The sequence below is a fragment of the Amycolatopsis sp. VS8301801F10 genome (genome assembly GCF_046195355.1).
Classification (GTDB): Bacteria; Actinomycetota; Actinomycetes; order Mycobacteriales; family Pseudonocardiaceae; genus Amycolatopsis.
Genome location: NZ_CP176065.1, coordinates 3,483,394 through 3,500,353, shown reverse-complemented (window position 1 = coordinate 3,500,353; position 16,960 = coordinate 3,483,394). Strand labels below are relative to the sequence as shown.

The 16,960-nt window shown below is 69.9% G+C and carries 15 protein-coding genes; 8 read left to right on the top strand and 7 right to left on the bottom strand.

Going from position 1 to position 16,960, the window contains the following annotated elements; genetic code table 11:
• Window positions 1-29: 29 nt before the first annotated feature.
• Window positions 30-833, bottom strand: coding sequence for a GntR family transcriptional regulator (locus F9C11_RS16690; protein WP_409185781.1), 804 nt, complete (start codon window positions 831-833; stop codon window positions 30-32).
• Between the two features lie 63 nt (window positions 834-896).
• Here F9C11_RS16690 and F9C11_RS16685 point away from each other — a divergent pair, with 63 nt between their 5' ends.
• Entirely contained in the window at window positions 897-2,042 is a 1,146-nt protein-coding gene (locus F9C11_RS16685) for a pyridoxal phosphate-dependent aminotransferase (RefSeq protein ID WP_409185780.1), read from the top strand.
• Window positions 2,043-2,126: 84 nt separating this feature from the next.
• Window positions 2,127-2,972, top strand: coding sequence for an SAM-dependent methyltransferase (locus tag F9C11_RS16680; protein ID WP_409185779.1), 846 nt, complete (start codon window positions 2,127-2,129; stop codon window positions 2,970-2,972).
• 78 nt (window positions 2,973-3,050) lie between these two features.
• On the opposite strand, the gene F9C11_RS16675 is transcribed toward F9C11_RS16680, so the two are convergent.
• Window positions 3,051-4,646 (bottom strand): MFS transporter, encoded by a 1,596-nt coding sequence (locus F9C11_RS16675; RefSeq protein WP_409185778.1) that lies wholly within the window; start codon window positions 4,644-4,646, stop codon window positions 3,051-3,053.
• Between the two features lie 43 nt (window positions 4,647-4,689).
• Window positions 4,690-5,316, bottom strand: a complete 627-nt coding sequence (locus tag F9C11_RS16670; protein ID WP_409185777.1) for a TetR/AcrR family transcriptional regulator — start codon at window positions 5,314-5,316, stop codon at window positions 4,690-4,692.
• Window positions 5,317-5,411: 95 nt separating this feature from the next.
• On the opposite strand from F9C11_RS16670, the gene F9C11_RS16665 reads away from it, so the two are divergent.
• From F9C11_RS16665 to F9C11_RS16645, 5 genes are all read left to right on the top strand, one after another.
• On the top strand, window positions 5,412-6,041 hold the full coding sequence (locus F9C11_RS16665; RefSeq protein ID WP_409185776.1) for a DUF5701 family protein: 630 nt from the start codon (window positions 5,412-5,414) through the stop codon (window positions 6,039-6,041).
• Between the two features lie 52 nt (window positions 6,042-6,093).
• A complete protein-coding gene (locus F9C11_RS16660; RefSeq protein ID WP_409185775.1) occupies window positions 6,094-6,702 on the top strand; it encodes a CatB-related O-acetyltransferase in 609 nt (202 codons plus the stop codon).
• An 18-nt stretch (window positions 6,703-6,720) separates the two neighbouring features.
• The gene (locus tag F9C11_RS16655) at window positions 6,721-7,560 is read left to right on the top strand and encodes a hypothetical protein (RefSeq protein WP_409185774.1); all 840 of its coding nucleotides are present in this window, start codon (window positions 6,721-6,723) and stop codon (window positions 7,558-7,560) included.
• Window positions 7,561-7,688: 128 nt separating this feature from the next.
• A complete protein-coding gene (locus tag F9C11_RS16650) occupies window positions 7,689-8,720 on the top strand; it encodes a MerR family transcriptional regulator (protein WP_409185773.1) in 1,032 nt (343 codons plus the stop codon).
• Window positions 8,717-9,202, top strand: a complete 486-nt coding sequence (locus F9C11_RS16645) for a hypothetical protein (protein WP_409185772.1) — start codon at window positions 8,717-8,719, stop codon at window positions 9,200-9,202. The genes F9C11_RS16650 and F9C11_RS16645 overlap by 4 nt, the downstream gene beginning before the upstream one ends.
• A gap of 225 nt (window positions 9,203-9,427) precedes the next feature.
• On the opposite strand, the gene menC is transcribed toward F9C11_RS16645, so the two are convergent.
• Both menC and F9C11_RS16635 read right to left on the bottom strand, forming a co-directional pair.
• A complete protein-coding gene (menC, locus tag F9C11_RS16640) occupies window positions 9,428-10,537 on the bottom strand; it encodes an o-succinylbenzoate synthase (protein WP_409185771.1) in 1,110 nt (369 codons plus the stop codon).
• On the bottom strand, window positions 10,534-11,388 hold the full coding sequence (locus F9C11_RS16635; RefSeq protein WP_409185770.1) for a hypothetical protein: 855 nt from the start codon (window positions 11,386-11,388) through the stop codon (window positions 10,534-10,536). Before F9C11_RS16635 ends, menC begins: the two co-directional genes overlap by 4 nt.
• A gap of 92 nt (window positions 11,389-11,480) precedes the next feature.
• On the opposite strand from F9C11_RS16635, the gene F9C11_RS16630 reads away from it, so the two are divergent.
• Window positions 11,481-13,055 carry a PucR family transcriptional regulator gene (locus F9C11_RS16630; RefSeq protein WP_409185769.1) on the top strand — a complete coding sequence of 525 codons (1,575 nt, stop codon included), beginning with the start codon at window positions 11,481-11,483 and terminating at the stop codon, window positions 13,053-13,055.
• Window positions 13,056-13,445: 390 nt separating this feature from the next.
• On the opposite strand, the gene F9C11_RS16625 is transcribed toward F9C11_RS16630, so the two are convergent.
• Window positions 13,446-14,807, bottom strand: coding sequence for a serine hydrolase domain-containing protein (locus F9C11_RS16625; protein ID WP_409185768.1), 1,362 nt, complete (start codon window positions 14,805-14,807; stop codon window positions 13,446-13,448).
• Window positions 14,808-15,337: 530 nt separating this feature from the next.
• Window positions 15,338-16,957, bottom strand: coding sequence for a sigma-54-dependent Fis family transcriptional regulator (locus tag F9C11_RS16620; protein WP_409186921.1), 1,620 nt, complete (start codon window positions 16,955-16,957; stop codon window positions 15,338-15,340).
• Between the last annotated feature and the right edge of the window lie 3 nt (window positions 16,958-16,960).

Here is a 16,960-nt window from a genome sequence, read left to right as displayed (position 1 = left end):
GGGAGAGCGCTCTCCCCGGGCCGCACCGGTCAATTCAGCGGGATTTCGATGTTGGCCCTGCTGACCGACGTGCTCTTGGTCAGCACCTGGAGCACGTCGCGGCGCACTCGCTCGCACCGCGCCTGCATCGCCATGCGCGCTGCTTTCGGGTCACGGTCGCGCAGGCTCTCGAAAATCGCGTGCAGCTCGCCCGGCGGGCTCGCGACGTCCGGCGCGATCATCAGCACCATCCGCAGCACCCGCTCCAATTCGTCGAGCACCTCGACGAGCGATTTCGTGAGCCGGTTGTTGCCGCTGAAATGGGCCATGATGGCCTCGAATTCGATCCCGACCGGGAGCCAGTCGTCGAGTCTCGTCTCGGCCGGGACGTAATCGGACGCGATTTCCGCCAGTATTCCGAGCCGTTCGAGCGCCGCCGGCGGGACTCCGTTGCGTGCTGCCTCGGCAGCCGCCTCGGAGGCCAGCAGCGACCGCAGGCCGCACAGATCGTCGGTGTCCTGCAACGTGATCGAACTGACGATGTAGCCCGCGCGCGGAAGCGCGCTCACCAGTCCGTCGCGCCGCAGCCGCGCCAGTGCTTCTCGCACCGGCGTTTTGCTGATCTTCCACTGCTGCGCGAGCGACGTCTCGGTGAAGCTGCTGCCGGGCCGCAGGGTCAGATCGATGATCTGGCGCCGGATCGCCCGGTACGCCTGACTGGTCCGGTCTAGGGCGGATTCGTCCTTGCCCACCAGCAACAACGCGGGAATGTGCGCAGTGCTGGGAAGGACGTCGTGGATGTCGGACACCCGTTGAGAATACCAGTACGACCCGTTGATATAGCACTCAGACATCTCTAGACACCTCCAGAGATATCTACTATTGATACTGATATCTCAGTGTGCGAAGCTGGTGTCATGCCGCGAAGCAGCTCGACCTCCTGGGTTCTCCCCGCTTCCCGCGAGGTCCCGGCGCTGGGCGCACTGAGCGCCCGCGACCGGGCCCGCCGGACCGGAATCCCGATGCTCCCGCTGGTGGGCGCCCCGGTCCTGCCGATGCCCGAGCACGTGCGCGAAGCGGTCCTCCGCGCAATGGACAAACCGGACCCGCGCGACAGCCGCGGCCTTCCCGAACTCCGGTCGGCCATCGCCGCGGAAATCGGCCCGGACATCGACCCGGAGCGCAGGCTCCTGGTAACGCACGGTGCGCAGCACGGCCTTTCCCTGGTGCTGCGCACCGTCCTCGAACCCGGCGACGAGGTGCTCGTGCCGACCCCGGCGTACTTCTTCGACGGCGCCATCCGCGAATCCGGCGCGGTGCCCGCGTATGTCCCGTCCCGAGAGGACTGGAGCTTCGATCTCGACGGCATGGCCGCCGCGATCACGTCCCGCACCCGCGCCCTTCTCCTGTGCAATCCGGTCAATCCCACCGGCTACCTCCCCGATGCCGAAACCGTCGCCGCGGTGGTCGGTCTCGCCGCCCGCCACGGCCTTGTCGTGATCTCCGATGATTCGTGGCGGCAGTTCGCCTTCGATCAGAACGAACACCATCCGATCGAGCGACTTTCCGGGCAGTGGCCGTATCTGATCACCGTCACCAGCCTCAGCAAGTACTACGCGCTCGCGACCTGGCGGATCGGCTATGTGCTGGCGCCGCCGGAAATCGTCGACGCGATGGAACGCCGGCTGCAATGGGAAGCCGTGTGCTGCGGCGCGGTCGCGCAGTACGCGGCGACCGCCGCGCTCACCGGGCCGCGCGAATGGCTCGACCGGGAGCTCGCGACGTACCAGCGGAAACGCGACCTCGTGTGCGACGGCCTCGCCGCCAGCGGCCTGCCCGCCCCGGTGCGCCCCGGCGGCGGCGCGTTCCTGCTGGCCGACTGCGGCCGGCTCGGCGCAACTCCGGAAGACATCGACCGGGCCTTGCTGCGCAACGGAATCACCGCGATCCCCGGCGCCGACCTGCACGCGCCGGAGACCCACGTCCGGCTCACCTTCGGCGCGGCGGAGCCGGTGCTGGAGGCGCTGGTCAGCGCGGTGAAACAAGCCGTCGAAGAGGCATAACCGAACCGGTTTCGCACTCCGCGGGAAGTCCGCTACTCTCGGTACGGCATCTATCACCGTGTCAACACGCGGGAGGTACGCGTCGTGGCCGACGCACTCAACGCACCGCCGGGGGTCAACCCGAACCAGTCGAGCGCCGCCCGCGTTTACGACTATCTGCTGGGCGGGAAAGACAATTACGAGATCGACCGCCAGGTCGCGCGGGAAGCCGCCCGGGTGATGCCGGACATCGCGGAAACCGCGCGGGTCAACCGGCACCTGATGACCCGGATCTGCCGGTTCCTCGCCTACCACGCGGGCATCCGCCAGTACATCGACTGCGGTTCCGGGATGCCGACCTCGGAGAACGTGCACCAGATCGTGCAGCGCGCGGATCCGACCGCGAAGGTCGTCTACGTCGATTACGACCCGGTGGTGGCCAGCCACGGCCGCGCGCTGCTCGACGAAAACGAATTCACCGAATACATCCAGGCCGATTTCTTCGACCCGCCGAGCATTCTCGACCACCCGACGGTCAACGAGCACCTCGACTGGAACCAGCCGATCGCGGTCCTGTTCCTGCTCGCCCTGCACCACCAGACCGGCGACCGCGAGCTGCCGGGAAAGGTCACGAAGGAATTCATCGACCGGCTCCCCTCCGGTTCCTACGTGGCGATCTCGCACCTGCTCGACGCCCACGACGGCTCCGAGGACGACCACGTGGTGCAGGGCATCATCGAATCGGTCCACAATGGATCGATGAAGGACGTCTCGTCCCGCACCCGCGCCGAGATCAAGGCGCTGTTCCACGACCTCGAGCTGATCCCGAGCGGACCGAACAAACCGGCCGAAATCGTGCCGGTGGTGGAATGGTGGCCGGACGGCCCGCTGCTGGGCGAGCCGACGGTCGCGCAACGGATCGTGGCGGTCGGGGTCGCGCGGAAACCCTGACCCGGCAACGGATTCCCGACCGCGGGCCGATGCTCCGGCCGAGCAGACCGCTCGGCTGGAACACCGGCCCGGACCGGTTCACGACGCGACCGGCACCGGTTCCTCCGCCTTCGCCGCCGGGGACCGCCGCAGCGCGACCATCCCGACCACCGCGAACACCACCACGACCGCCGCGCCGATCCCGGCGACCGTGTGCAGCCCCGAGCTGAACGCGTCCCGTGCGGCAGCCAGCAACTGCCCGCCGAGAGAACCGGGCAGCGTCGCCGACGCCTCCATCGCTCCGGCCATGCTGTCGGTCGCCTGCGCAGCGGCCCCGGCGGGCACGTGGACCGGGAGCGCGATCTGGTCGCGATACACCGCTGTCGCGACGCTGCCGAACACCGCGATCCCCATGGCGATCCCGAATTCCGCGCTGGTTTCGGACATCGCCGAAGCCGCGCCCGCCCGCTGCGGCGGAACCGAACCGACCACCATTTCGGTGCACAGCACGCCCTGCGGCCCCATTCCGAAACTGGCGATCGACATGCCCAGCACCACGAACGCCACCCCGCCGGATCCGCCGGCGAGCGTGAACAACACGATTCCCCCGGCCGCGATCAGCATTCCGAAGCCCAGCACGAATTCCGGGCGGAACCGGCGCGCCAGTCGCGGTGCGATCATCGACCCGGCGACCACCGCGAGCGCCTGCGGGACCAGCAGCAGCCCGGCCTCGGCGGCGCTCAGCCCGGCGACCAGCTGCAGATACTGGCTGACCAGCATGAACACCCCGCCCATGGTGACCGCGCCGACCAGCATGATCGCCACCGCCGCGCTGAACGCGCGCACCCGGAACAGCTGGAGGTCCAGCAGCGGATGCTCGAGCCGCCGCTGCCGCCGGACGAACGCCGCGCCGACCGCGAGACCCGCGGCGAGCACGGCGATTTCGGTCAGGGACAAGCCGTTCTTGGCGATTTCCTTGAGCGCGTAAATGACCGGCAGGATCGCCGCGAGCGACAGCGCGACGCTGGCGAGGTCGAGGCGTCCGGCGGCGGCGTCGCGGTATTCCGGCAGCAGTTTCGGCGCGGTCGCGAGGAGCAGGAGCATCACCGGCACGCCCATCAGGAACACCGAACCCCAGCGGAAATGCTCCAGCAGGAACCCGCCGATGACCGGGCCGGCCACCATGCCGCCCATGAAACAGCTCATCCACACCGCGATCGCGGTGCCGCGCTGTTTCGGGTCGGGGAACATGTTGCTGATCAACGCGAGCGTCGACGGCATGAGCGTCGCCCCGGCGATCCCGAGCGCGGCCCGCGCGGCGATCAGCATCTCCGGGCTGGTCGAGAACGCCGCCGCGACCGACGCGAGCCCGAACGCGCCGCCGCCGATCATCAGCAGCTTCCGCCTGCCGATCCGGTCGCCGAGGGTGCCCATCGTGACCAGGAACCCGGCGATCATGAAGCCGTAGATGTCGATGATCCACAGCAGTTGCGTGCTGGACGGCCGCAGATCCGCGGCGAGATGCGGAACCGCGAGGTGCAGCACGCTCATGTCCAGCGACAACAGCACGGTCGGCAGGGCCAGCACCGCCAGGCCCAGCCACTCGCGTCGTCCGGCACTCATACGTCTCTCCCCTGAAGTCGTCTCGTCGGTGGTCTCACTGACGCGACGATCGGGGCGCGCGCGGATCGACATCCCCCGGCAAACTCTTCGAGCGAATTCGGGGGACGGTTTCGGCTCAGGCCACGGCGTAGTCCCCGAGCGAAGGTTCCAGCAGGTCAAACGCCTGCGTGGCCTCCGCTGCGACCGTCTCCGCGACCTCGTCGACCGGCCGTCCGGCCAGGGTGAGTTCTTCGATTCGCCGGAAAAGGATGTGGTGCACCGCGCCCAGCAGCCCGGCCGCGGTCCGGACCGTGATGTCCGACCGGGAGCCGCCCACCGCGTCCGCGAGTGCGTCCGCCAAGGCTCGTTCCCGCTGTTCGTGCAGGCCGCGCAGGCACGCGGACAGCGTCGGGCTCTCGGCGATCATCCGGCTGAACTCCAGCCCGGCGAACCCGACCACCGGATCCCTCGCCTCGACCGCGGCCTCGAACGCCCGCCGCAGCGCCGCGAGCGCGGACTCCCCGGGTTTCCGCGCGGACACCGCGTCCGCCAGGGTCGCGACGAACTCGTCCTGATGGTCGAGGACCAGGTCTTCCTTGCGGGCGAAGTAGTTGGTCACCGTTTTCTTCGCGACCCGCGCGGCCGCCGCGACCTGGGCGATCGTCGTCTCCTCGAAGCCCTGCTCGAGGAACAGCCGCGTCGCGTGGTCGGAGATCAGCTGGCGCGTCTCCTGCTTCTTGGCTTCCCGCAGGCCCAGCTCCATGGAAACTTACCTCCGACGTAATTTTACCTTGACACCCTTCTGGCGTCTCGGCATACTTTTACTACCGACGTAAATATAGCCCGAAGGAGCCCCTCTTGTCGATCGCCGCTCTCCCGTCGCTCGCGGACCAGGCGGACCAGCTGATCGCGCTGGGAGTGCCCGAGATCGCCCGGATTTCCGCCGCCGAGCTGCGTGCTTTCGCCGCGGACCGCAGCGGCGCGGACGGCGCGCTGCTGGCGGTCCACCCGGATCGGGCGCCCGCGTCTGCGCTCTCGCCGCTGCTTCGCCGCGAAGGGAAAGCCGGGTTCGTCGTCACCGACATGCCAGACGTCGACCAGTTCGCGCCCACCGGCATCGAGCTGCCCGACGCGCCGCTGTACCTCGTCACCGGCGTGGACCGCGGCGACGAGATGGCCAACTGGAGCCCGGAGGAAGCCCTGCCCGCGATCACCAAGGCCGGACGCAGTCCGCTGCTGCTCACCGAGGGGATCCACTGGGTGCTGCAGCAGCCGGCGGCACTCGAGCGCAATCATTGCTTCATGACCATCGGCTCCCGGCTGCGCAAGGAAAACGGCAAGTTCGACGCCCGCACGCCGGCGCTGTGGATCAGCAACGGCACCGGCCGCGACGGCAGCGAGCGCCGCGACGCCCCCAAGGTCGGCTGGTGCTGGTGGGGCAACCGGCACACGTGGCTGGGCTTCGCGTCGGCCACCGGCCGTCGTTGACATATCACCGAGGAGAGTTCCCATTTTCCCTGATCCGAACGTCCTGCACCCGATGCCCGGCCAGCCGCGGGTGGTGCTGCTGAAACCGCTGGTCGCCTCGCCGCTGATCGACGTCGGCGAGTTCTCCTACTACGACGACCCGGACGATCCGACCGCCTTCGAGACCCGCAACGTGCTGTACCACTACGGGCCGGAGAAGCTCGTGATCGGCAAGTACTGCGCGCTCGGCGAGGGCGTGCGGTTCATCATGAACGGCGCGAACCACCGGATGGCCGGTCCGTCGACGTTCCCCTTCCCGATCATGGGCGGCGACTGGGCCGAGCACTTCGACCTCATCACCGGCCTGCCCGGCCGCGGCGACACGGTGCTGGGCAACGACGTCTGGCTCGGCTACCGGGCGACGGTCATGCCGGGCGTCCGCATCGGGCACGGCGCGATCGTCGCGTCCGGCGCCGTCGTGGTCGACGACGTGCCGGACTACGGCATCGTCGGCGGCAATCCGGCCAAGCTGATCCGCCGCCGGTACCGCGACGAGGACGTCGAGCGGCTGCTGGCGATCGCGTGGTGGGACTGGCCGCTGGACCACCTCGCCAGGCACGTCCGCACAGTGATGTCCGGCAGCGTCGACGACCTGGCGAGAGCCGCGGAGGGGCTCGCGTGACTCGGTAACGTGGCAGGCGTGCCCAGTGAGATACCAGAGGAAGCCCGCCGAAGCACCGCGCTTTTCCTGTCCACAGTGGACCGAGCCGCTCCCGGACTGGTGACCGGGTTCTACCTGGTCGGCTCGGTCTGCTTCGGCGACTTCCACGCCCCCGGCGCCGGACGCGGGCGGCTGGGCACGGCCAGCGACATCGATTTCGTCGCGGTCACCGAGCGCCGCCCAGGGCCTGCTGAGATATCAACCCTGGCGCAGGCGCATGCCACCACGGTGACGCGGTTCCCGAGGCCGCATTTCGACGGAGCGGTGCTGACCTGGGCCGACCTCGCGGCCGGACCGGATGCCTGTCCGGACGTTCCGTGCGCGCAGGAAGGGCGGTTCACCGCGGCGGGCCGGGACGGCGTCAACCCGGTGCTGTTCTGCGAACTCGCCAGCCGCGGGATCGCGCTGCGCGGACCGGAACCGTCCGACGCGGACGTCTGGGCGGATCAGGGCGCCTTGCGCGAGTTCACCGCCGGGAACCTGAGCGGCTATTGGCGGCCGTGGTGGGAGAAGCACCGGAAGATCAGCGCACTGTCGCTCGCGGTCGGAACCAGCCCGTGGTTCCCGGTGTGGGCGGTGCTGGGCGTGAGCCGGCTGCACCACCTGCTGGCCACCGGGGAAATGACGTCCAAGACCGGCGCGGGCCGTTATGCGGCAAGGGAATTCGACTCGCGCTGGCAGCGCATCGTCGCGGAAAGTCTGAGCCTGCGCACCGGAGGCGCGGAGGGACGGCGCGGCTACCGGAATCCCTTGGCTCGGCGCCGCGACACGCTCGCGTTCCTCGACGCCACGATCGACGACGCGCTCGCGCTGGCCTAGCGGAATGGGTGACGGTGTCCCGCTGGCCGAGCGGGTGAGGGAGCTGGCCCCCGGCTGCCCCGGGGCCAGGGAACTCCGGCGGCCCCCGCGGTTGACCTTCAAGCTGCTTGAAGCCTGATGATGGGCGGGTGCCTGACCTGCTCACCATCGGGGCGTTCGCCCGCCGTTGCGGCCTGACCGCCAGCGCGCTGCGCTTCTACGCCGATTCCGGCCTCGTGCGGCCAGTCCGCGTCGACGAGGACTCCGGCTACCGCTACTACTCCCCCGACCAGGTCTCGGCCGCGCTGCTGGTCCGGCGGTTGCGGGAGATCGGCCTGCCGCTGGAGCGGGTCGGCGCGGTCCTCGCCGCCGAACCGGCCGAGGCGGCGCGGATCGTCGACGACCACGTCGCCGGGTTGATATCTCAGGTCCAGCAGGCGCGGGAGGCCGCCGCGGCGGTGAAGGCCACGCTGGGCTCCCCGGCCCCCGCACCGTCGGTCCAGGTCACCGGGGCCGTGTTCACCGCTGCCGTCGAACAGGTGCTGACCGCTACGACGCAGGACCTGCCGGTGCTGAACGGCGTGCACCTGGAAGTCTCCCCCGAGGCAATCGTGCTCACCGCCACCGACCGGTACCGGCTCTCGACCCGCACGCTGGTCCCCGCCAAGCCGGGCACTGCCGAATGGACCGCCACCGTCGACGCCGACGACCTGCGGCTCGCGATGTCTTGGACGCGACGCCAGCACGACCTTCGCCTCAGCCTCCGCGCCGCCGGGGTCTGCTTCCAAGGCGACGAAGCGGAACGAACCTGCCGCACGGTCGCCGACGACTTCCCCGACTACCGGTCAATGCTCGCGGCCTTGCCAGAAGTCCTTACGCGGGCAGTGATATCTCGAAACGCGCTCGTGGCATGTCTAGAACGCCAGTACACCCCGCAGATCCGGCTGGACCTCTCCGCCGCCGCGGTCACGGTGGGCACCGAAACGCTCCCGGCAGCCGTCACCGGACCGCCGATCTCGCTCTCCTTCGCCGTGAGCACGCTGCATCCGGCGATCAGCACTGCCGTCGGCCCGGACGTGATGCTGGACGTCGCGGCCCCGCACCTGCCGGTCGTCGTGCGCTCGGCCGATGACGGCGACCTGACCACCCTTGCCATGCCAGTGAAAGGAACTGCCAGATGACCGACACGATGGCTGAGATCACCGCCGCGGTGACGCAGGGCCGAACGGGGTCGGCGGATGCCGCACGAGCGCGTCTGCAGGAACTGTGGGATGAGATCGGCCCGGGCGGAGATCCGTTCTACCGCTGCGTGCTCGCGCACTACCAGGCAGATCTGTTCACTGACCCGGCAGAGGCCCTGGTGTGGGATATCAGAGCCCTGGATGCCGCGGCGACGGTGACCGACGAACAGGTCCAGGCCCACCACGCCGGGCTTGGGATCGCGGGCTTCTACCCGTCACTGCACCTGAACTTGGCGGACAACTTCCGCCGCCTGGGATCCTTTTCCGCGGCGGCGGAGCAGATCGAGGCAGCGCGCGATCGACAGGACGCACTGGCCGACGACGCGTACGGTGCGATGATCCGCCAGGCGATCGACGGCGTCGCGGAAGCCATCGAACGCCGGTCCACCGAACGACGTCCGACGGCACCGGGAGTCGAATAGTGGGGACCGTGGCTGTCGGGTTGGTATCGCACAGCCCACGGCTGCCAAGTGCAGGACGAGCACCGCGGTCCAGGCTTTGGTGTTGCTGCTGATTTTTGAGTGTTCGTCGCCGGTGCTCGTGCGGCCGGTCTCGACGGCGGCTTTCCCTGGCCGCAGGAACACGCGACCGCGGAAGCCGTGGGCGCTAGTGCCGCGGTCACAGCGCTCGCCCAAGCTCGCATCTCCTCAGGCTGCGAAGAGAGTTTGCGAAGCGACGGTGTGCTCGCGCAACGCGGCCGGATCGACTGTGACGCCGCTGCCTGGGCCATCTGGAACGGACAGACAGCCGTCCTCGAGTTCGAACGGCACGGTGAGATCTGTGGCGTAGTACCGGTTCGACGCTGAGATATCATTGGGAAGCACGAAACCGGGCAGTGCGGCGAGGGCGAGGTTCTGCGCGCGGCCGATCCCGGTTTCGAGCATTCCGCCGCACCACACCGGGATTCCGTGTGCGGCACACACGTCGTGGATCCGGCGTGCTTCGAGGTATCCGCCGACGCGGCTGGGTTTGACGTTGACGATCCGGCACGCGCCCAGCCGGATCGCGAAGGCGGCGTCGCGGGCGGAGCGGATCGATTCGTCCAGGCAGATCGGGGTGCGCAGGAGTTTCGCGAGTTCGGCGTGCCCGCCGAGGTCGTCCGCGGCGAGCGGTTGTTCGAGCTGGACCAGGCCGAACTCGTCCAGCCGGCGCAGCCGGTCGGCGTCGGAGAGGGAGTAAGCGGTGTTCGCGTCGGCCTGCAATATCACGTCGGGGCCGAACTCGGCACGGACGGCGCGCACTGGTTCCAGGTCCCAGCCGGGTTCGATCTTCAGTTTGATCCGGACGTATCCCTCGGCCAGGTATCCGGCGACGGTGTCGATCAGTTCCGGCACGGTGTCGGTGATCCCGACCGAAACTCCGGCGGGGATGCGATCGCGCACGCCGCCCAGATAAGTCGACAACGGCATCGCGTAGGCGCGGCATTCGGCGTCGAGAATCGCGGTTTCCAGCAAGGCTTTCGCCAGCGGGTTTCCCTTGACCGGAGCCATCGCGCCCGCGACCCGGGCAGCGGTCAGCTCCGGCAAGGCGGTGACCCGCGGGACGAGATGGTCGCGCAGCAGCCGTTCGGCCCCGGCCGCGAACTCCGGGCTGTATACCGGTTCCGGATCGCCGCCGAATTCCGCCCAGCCCTCGCTGACGTCGGTCGCCACGTGCAGCAGCAGCGTATTGCGTTCGGTGTCCACCGAGCACGAAGTCCGAAATGGACGGATCAGCGGGAGGCTGACCTCGATCAGGTCGATCCGTTCGATTTTCACGCCAGCTCCCCTTCGGCCAAGCGGTACCACCCGGACCGGCTGAACCCGGTCGCCGTGCAACCTTCGGCGAACAACGGAACCAACGCGTCCCGGATCGCGTAACGCCACTGCGCGCTCAGCCGCGCGTCCAGGCGGCGGAGGTCCACGATGTCGGCCGGGACCCGGCACCAATACCCGGAACTGTCGCGGGCCAGGAACGGCTCGCCGTCGGGCGCGCGGCGCGGGTCGACCTCCGCGGCGGCCAGATCAGGGCCAGTGAGCCGGGCGGGATTCGGTTCCCGCAGCGGCCATACCGCGGTCAGCCGGTCGGTTTCGTCCGTCCCGTTGAGGCCGTCCTCGATCTGGCCGTAGAAGTCCACTGTGTACTCGGTCCCGTGCGCTCCGAGCTTCGCCAGGTTGAAATGCGCGTTGCGGCTGACGAGCGGATCAAAGGTCCAGACCATGGTTTCCGCGCCTCGGTCGAGTGCCCATACCCGCTGAGCCTGTTTCAGCGCGAAGCCCACTCCCCGGTCGCTCGCGCGCGCGGCGGCGATCAGCGAGTAAACCGCGCGGGTCGCCGGCGGGCAGAAAATGAGCGCCGAGGCCGCCAAGATGCCCTCGTCGTCAGCCGCGTAATGCACCGCACCGCCCGCGTGGACCACCCCGCGCAGCACGTCCGCGCCGAACGGCGCCTGGGTTTCCGGCGTCTGCCACACCCGGGCGAAGAACCGCGACACCGCTTCGAGCGTCCGGATGTCCTCGGCCAGCCGGATCCGGACGCCGGCCCGGTTCGCGGCGCGCAGGGCGGTCGAGACGGCCGAGTCCGGGGCCGGAGGGGGTACGGTCGCGGGTGCGCCTGGTGAAACGTGCATGCTGACAGCCTCGCGGCCGGACCGTCCGGGTGCGTGCAGTGCCGGTCCAGAGATTCCGCGGATGTTTTGTGCGTCTGGCTAAAGAGGTGAAGATGCTCGATCCGGAGGCGCCCGACCTCGGACAGGTCCTCGACGCGCTCGGCGCTTCGCTGCTGCGGCCGGTCACCCCGCTGCCGGACCGGCCGGTGCCGGTGTCCGGCGTGCTCATCCACGAGCGGCGCGGCGGCGCACCGCCGGGGCAGGACACGATCCTGCTCGCGGTCGGAGCCGATCCGGCCGAGGTGAAAGATCTCATCGGCTCGGCGGTGAGATATGCGGCGCTGGTCGTGAAAAGCTTCGGCGAACCCCTCACCGAGCTTTCGGCCGCCGCGCAGGACGCCGGTGCGGTGCTGCTCGCCGCCGACGAGGCGGTGCCGTGGCACCACCTGGAGGCGATGATCTCCGCGGCGCTCGCGCCCGCCGTGCGGACGCCCGGCGCGCCGGCAGCGGGCGATCTTTTCGCGCTGGCCAACGCCATCGCCGGGATGGTCGGCGGCGCGACCACGATCGAAGACCCGCACCGGCGGATCCTGGCGTACTCGACGCTGCCCGGTCAGCCCATCGACGAAGGCCGCCGCCAGAGCATCCTCGGACTGCAGGTGCCGGAGGTGCCGGTTTTCTACGAGAACCAGTACCGCGAACTCGCGCGGGTCCGGCGGACCTGCCGGTTCCGGTCGCTGCCGGGCTCGCTGCCCCGGCTCGGCGTCGCGGTGCGGGCGGGCAGCGAAATGCTCGGGTCGATCTGGGTGGTCGACGCCGAGGACAACCTCGACGAGGCCGCCGAACAAGCGCTGTTCAACGCCGCCGAGATCGCCGCGTTGCATCTGCTGGCCGCGCGCACCGCGGTCGACGTGGTCCGCCGGCGGCGCGCTGACCTGCTGCGCCGCCTGCTGGCCGACCCGAGCAGCGTTACCGCCGTCGCTCCGCAGCTCGGTTTGGACCCGGACACCCCGGTGGCGGTCGCCGCGTTCACCGTCACCGATCCCGAAGACGTCCTGGCCGCGCACGCGGCGACGCGGCTGGCCGATTTGGTGAGCCTGCACTGCGAGGCGCACTACGGCAAACACGGTTGCGCGCTGATCGACGGCACGGTCTACGCGTTGCTGCCGAAGGGTCCCGCGCACCGCGAACTGGTCGCCGACATCGCCCGGCGAGCACACGGCGCGCTGCGGATGCCGGTGCAAGCCGGGCTCGGGTCGACCGTCCCGGGGCTCCGGTCGATCGCGTCCTCCCGGGCCGACGCGGACCTGGTCCTGCGGACGCTGGCGGAACAGCGGACCTCGCCGGAACCGTGCCAGGTGGCGGCCATCGAGGAGGTCTGGGCCGGGGCGACGTTGTCGGTGCTGGCGCAACTGCTGGCCGGGGACTCGGCGCTGCCTCGCCGGCTGGGTCCGGCCGTGCGGGCCCACGACGTCGAGCACGGGACCACTTACGCGCCGACGATCCTGGCTTACCTCGACACGAACGGCGACATCGCGGCCGCGTCGGCGCGCTTGTCGGTGCATCCGAACACGATCCGGTACCGGCTCTCGCGGGCGGAAGAGATCTTCGGGTTCGACCTGTCGGATCCGGACGAGCGCCTGGTGATGTGGCTGCGGTTGCGGTTGGGGGATCAGCTCGGCTGGTAAGGCTGCGTTCCGGTTGGGGAACCAGCTCGGCTGGTAAGGCCGCGCTCCGGTTCGGGAACCAGCAGCCGCGGCGAACGCGAGGGGTCGGCGCGGTGGGAACCGGCATGGCCGCACGACCCTTCCGCGCCGCCCGGCCCGCGAGCACTCCGGTCGGGTTGCCGTCCTGCAGCGCGTTCGCAAACCCGGTTGGTGTTCGTGTCGAGTACAGCCGCTGTCGAGGTTGACCGCTTAGTTGGCGAGACAAGCGGTCCGGCCGTCCTGGAATTTCGCGCTGGTGCGGAGTGTCCACGCCACGTCAGCGGCAGTGACGCCGCCAGCCGTCAGCCGTCAGCACACGACGGCCAGCAGCGCCACTGCCGCGCGGCGAAAACAGTTTCTCCGCAACGCCGCCTAGGGCGTGAAGGTGCGGTAGAGCGGGCATCCGCAGTAGTCGGCGCGGACCGCGACCCCGTTGAGCACGACGTCGAACTTCAGCCGTTCCGGCAGCCGTTCGTCCTCGCCGACGCGGAACGAGCCGTCCGGCAGCGGGACGAGTTCCTCCGGCGGGCGGCCGGCGATCGACACCCACAGCCGGTCGTCGTGGGCGTAGACGCGCAGATTGGACAGCCACGGGTTGTGGCAGCGGTAGTGCCCGACAATCTCGGCCCACTGCGCGGGCGGGTCGTCCGGGGCCGGCGGTTCCGGACTTTTCCCTTCCGGCAGAACGAATTCCGGCACTGGTTCTCCGCTCCGGGCGGCTCGCGTCGCGGCGATGAGGTGCACGACGGTCTCCTGCCACGGTCCCCTGCCGTTCGCCAGCACGACGGCCCCGATTCCGGCGTCGACGTCGCAGGCGATCGCCGCGGAGTAGCCGATCATGCCGCCGGTGTGCCAGACGTGCGGGCGGCCGTCGAACTCGCTGATCAGCATGCCGAGGCCGTACGAATAGTCTTCCCCCTCGATCCGGATCTCCGGGCTCGTGAGATCTTTCAGCGCTTCGCTGGAAAGCACCGCGGACCCAGAGCCCATCAGGAGCCGCAGCCAGGCCGTCATGTCGCGAGCGTTCGCGACGACGCTGCCGTCCGCGGTGGCGGTCTCGATCCAGGTCGCCGGGACCAACCCGTCCTCGCGAACCGGGAAGCGGTCGTCGTAGCGCGGCTCGTATCCCACGGCACTGCGGGCTCGGATCTCCTGGGTGACCGCGGGGACGGCGTCCGGCATTCCGGCTTCGGCCAGGAAGTCGCCGAGGATTTCCTGATACGGCCGTTGATATATCACTTCCAGGACCAGCCCGAGCGCCTTGTAACCGGCGTTCGAGTAGTGGAACCAGGTTCCCGGCGGCGTCGTGGCTTCGGTGTCGCGCAGCGCCCACACCTCGAAGGCGGAATCGCCGGAAACGTCGGTGCCCCCGACGATCCCGGCGGTGTGGGACATCAGATGGCGCAGGGTGATCGGCGCGTGCGCGGACCGGACGGAGAACCACGGCAGGTATTCGGTCAGCGGCCGGTCCAGATCGACCAGCCCGGCGTCGCGCGCCCGCAACAGCAGCGCGGCTGTCATGCCTTTGGAGATGGAGCCGATCTGGAACAGCGTGTCTTCGGTCGTCGGCCGGGCGGCGGCGAGATCGGCGTGTCCGAACGCACCGGACGCGAGAATCCCGTCGCGGTCGGTGACCGCCATCGAGAGCCCGCCGGCGAACGACTTCTCGTGCAACACGGTGCGACAGGCCTGGTGAAGCGCCTCGTCCACGGTCTGGGGCAGGGGCGGCGTCATCTGCTGGGAACCTCCGGAGCCTCGATGTCCCGACCGCGGCGGGTCGATGGGCGCAAGTATCGATCCGGCCTGATCGCGGCAGCCTTGGACGGAAGCCCAGAGATTCGGCCCGGGCGTTGTGGCGGTCGCCAATGCAGGGGGGAGCTACCGCGTCCCGGAACAATGTCAACTGAACGCCGGTGAGATCTCACGCGGTCACAACTCGCCGACGAAGGCAGCGTTGTTCGACCCGGTGCGGCTGATTCGCGCGGGCGTCGCCAACCGTCGCACCGCCGAGGCTGACATCGACCTCATCACGGGCCGGTTGGCCGTGCCGGGACCGTCCTTTGTGGACCGCGTCGAATGGGCGTGGCGGTGGGCGAAGACCGAACGACTCCTCGCCGCGTCACCCGATCGGGTAGAAAACCGCGCGAGGCCGCCCGTTAACCGCCAGCTAGCCTTGCCCGGCCAGAATCCGGCGATCCGGGACGCCTCCCCAGCAACCACAACGCCCCGGCAACCAGGGTCCGCGCCTTGACCCGCGAGCCGAACTAACCCGGCACCTTCAGCGCCCGCATCCGCGCATACAACGTCGTCCGCGAAATCCCCAGCGTGCTCGCCGCCCGCACCTTGTTCCCCCCGGCCGAGCGCAACGCCGCGACGATCGCGTTTCGTTCGGCTCGCTCGATCGGGGCCAGTTCGGGTCCCGAAGCGTCGGCCACCAAAGCGGGCGGCAGGTCGGCCGGGCCGATCGCGCCCGCCGAGCGTTTGCGGATCGCCTGGCTCAGCACGCCGCGCAGTTCCGGCAGGTTGCCCGGCCAGTCGTACGAGCCGAGGATCCGCAGCGCCCCTGGCGTGATGTTATGCGTGCGCGAGGCTCCGAGTTCGGCCAGCATTCGTGCCGCGACCTCGGGAAAGTCCGGCCGGTGCGCCAGCGGCAGCAGTTCGACGTTCTCCGCGCACGACGCGATCAGCGCCCGTTCCGGGCCGGTCAGCCCCTCGCGCGGGCCGGTCGTCAGCACGAGGTGCGGGCCGACTCCGCGGGCGGCGTGCGTGGCGACCAGGTCGACCAGTTCGGCGGGCAGCAGGTCCGCGCCGTCCACGCAAATGCTGCCGGAACCCGTCTCGACCGCGGCGGTGAAGCGCGCGGCCCAGGCCGCTGACCCGCCGAGCACCGCTTCCGAGCCGGTCAGCGTGGTGCACGGTTCCTCCGGCACTCGCAACCGCGCCTCGGTGGTGCGGCCGGTCCCGGGCGGGCCGGAAATGTGCACGTGACCAGCCGTCGGACGCGGCTCGACAGCACCGCGACGGCGCGTGCGCCGGGCCTCGGTCGCGCTCAGCGGGCGGATCTCGACCAGCACTCCGCCCCGGGCGCCGGGCACCGGTTCGGCCCGGACCCGGGCGCGCTGGCCGGAGCGGAGTTCGGTCTCCATTTCGGACGGTCCGGCCGCGTCGCCCGCCAGGTTCCACAGCAGCGCGACGTCCGCGCCTTCCAGCAGGTCCGCGGCGGCTTGGTTGCACAGCAACAGGTCCGGGCCGATCGCGACCACCGGACGGGTCGGCCGCGACGCCGCCTGGAAAGCGGCCAGCAGCGACCGTTCCGAGACCCGGCTGCCCTCCAGCAGCTGCCGTTCGATCTCCTCCACGGCCTTCGCGACCAGCGGCGCGAGCAGCGGATTCGCCTCGGCGGCCAGCAGCGTGATGTCGAGCGCGCCTTCCAGCCTGCGCGTGACGGGATGGAAAATCGGGTGCCCGTAGCAGCTGAATCCGCGCAACGCCTCGGCGTAGTGCTCCTCCCCGTGCACCACGATGCTCGACCGGGTTTCCAGCGCGGTGCCCGGACCGGTGGTCCCGACCTCGTCCTCCAGCAGGCAGGTGCCGACCCCGATGCCCAGCCGGTCGAGGCAGTCTTCGACGGCGCGGTCGGCGCTCCACCGGTGCACGAGCCTGCCGTCGTGGTCGACGAGCACCGTGGACATCGCGGTTCCGGCGAGCCGGTCGTCGAGGTCCGCCAGCACCGGCGCGGCCGCCGAGAGCAGCCTGCTGGCCGGGTCGACCTCCTCGGACCGCAGGTCGAGCAGCGCGGTTTCGGGACGCACTCCGGCGAGCGAGGCACGCCGCCAGGACTGGGCGATCGGTTCCCGCAGCACCACGCTGCGCGAGGACGTCATCGA

Bases quoted from the DNA above. Each gene is read 5' to 3' on its own strand.
- F9C11_RS16635 (WP_409185770.1), bottom strand. From the start codon at position 11,388: ATGCACGTTTCACCAGGCGCACCCGCGACCGTACCCCCTCCGGCCCCG.
- F9C11_RS16645 (WP_409185772.1), top strand. From the start codon at position 8,717: ATGACCGACACGATGGCTGAGATCACCGCCGCGGTGACGCAGGGCCGA.
- F9C11_RS16690 (WP_409185781.1), bottom strand. From the start codon at position 833: ATGTCTGAGTGCTATATCAACGGGTCGTACTGGTATTCTCAACGGGTG.
- F9C11_RS16660 (WP_409185775.1), top strand. From the start codon at position 6,094: ATGCCCGGCCAGCCGCGGGTGGTGCTGCTGAAACCGCTGGTCGCCTCG.
- F9C11_RS16625 (WP_409185768.1), bottom strand. From the start codon at position 14,807: ATGACGCCGCCCCTGCCCCAGACCGTGGACGAGGCGCTTCACCAGGCC.
- F9C11_RS16675 (WP_409185778.1), bottom strand. From the start codon at position 4,646: ATGTCGATCCGCGCGCGCCCCGATCGTCGCGTCAGTGAGACCACCGAC.
- F9C11_RS16685 (WP_409185780.1), top strand. From the start codon at position 897: ATGCCGCGAAGCAGCTCGACCTCCTGGGTTCTCCCCGCTTCCCGCGAG.
- F9C11_RS16630 (WP_409185769.1), top strand. From the start codon at position 11,481: ATGCTCGATCCGGAGGCGCCCGACCTCGGACAGGTCCTCGACGCGCTC.
- F9C11_RS16670 (WP_409185777.1), bottom strand. From the start codon at position 5,316: ATGGAGCTGGGCCTGCGGGAAGCCAAGAAGCAGGAGACGCGCCAGCTG.
- F9C11_RS16620 (WP_409186921.1), bottom strand. From the start codon at position 16,957: ATGACGTCCTCGCGCAGCGTGGTGCTGCGGGAACCGATCGCCCAGTCC.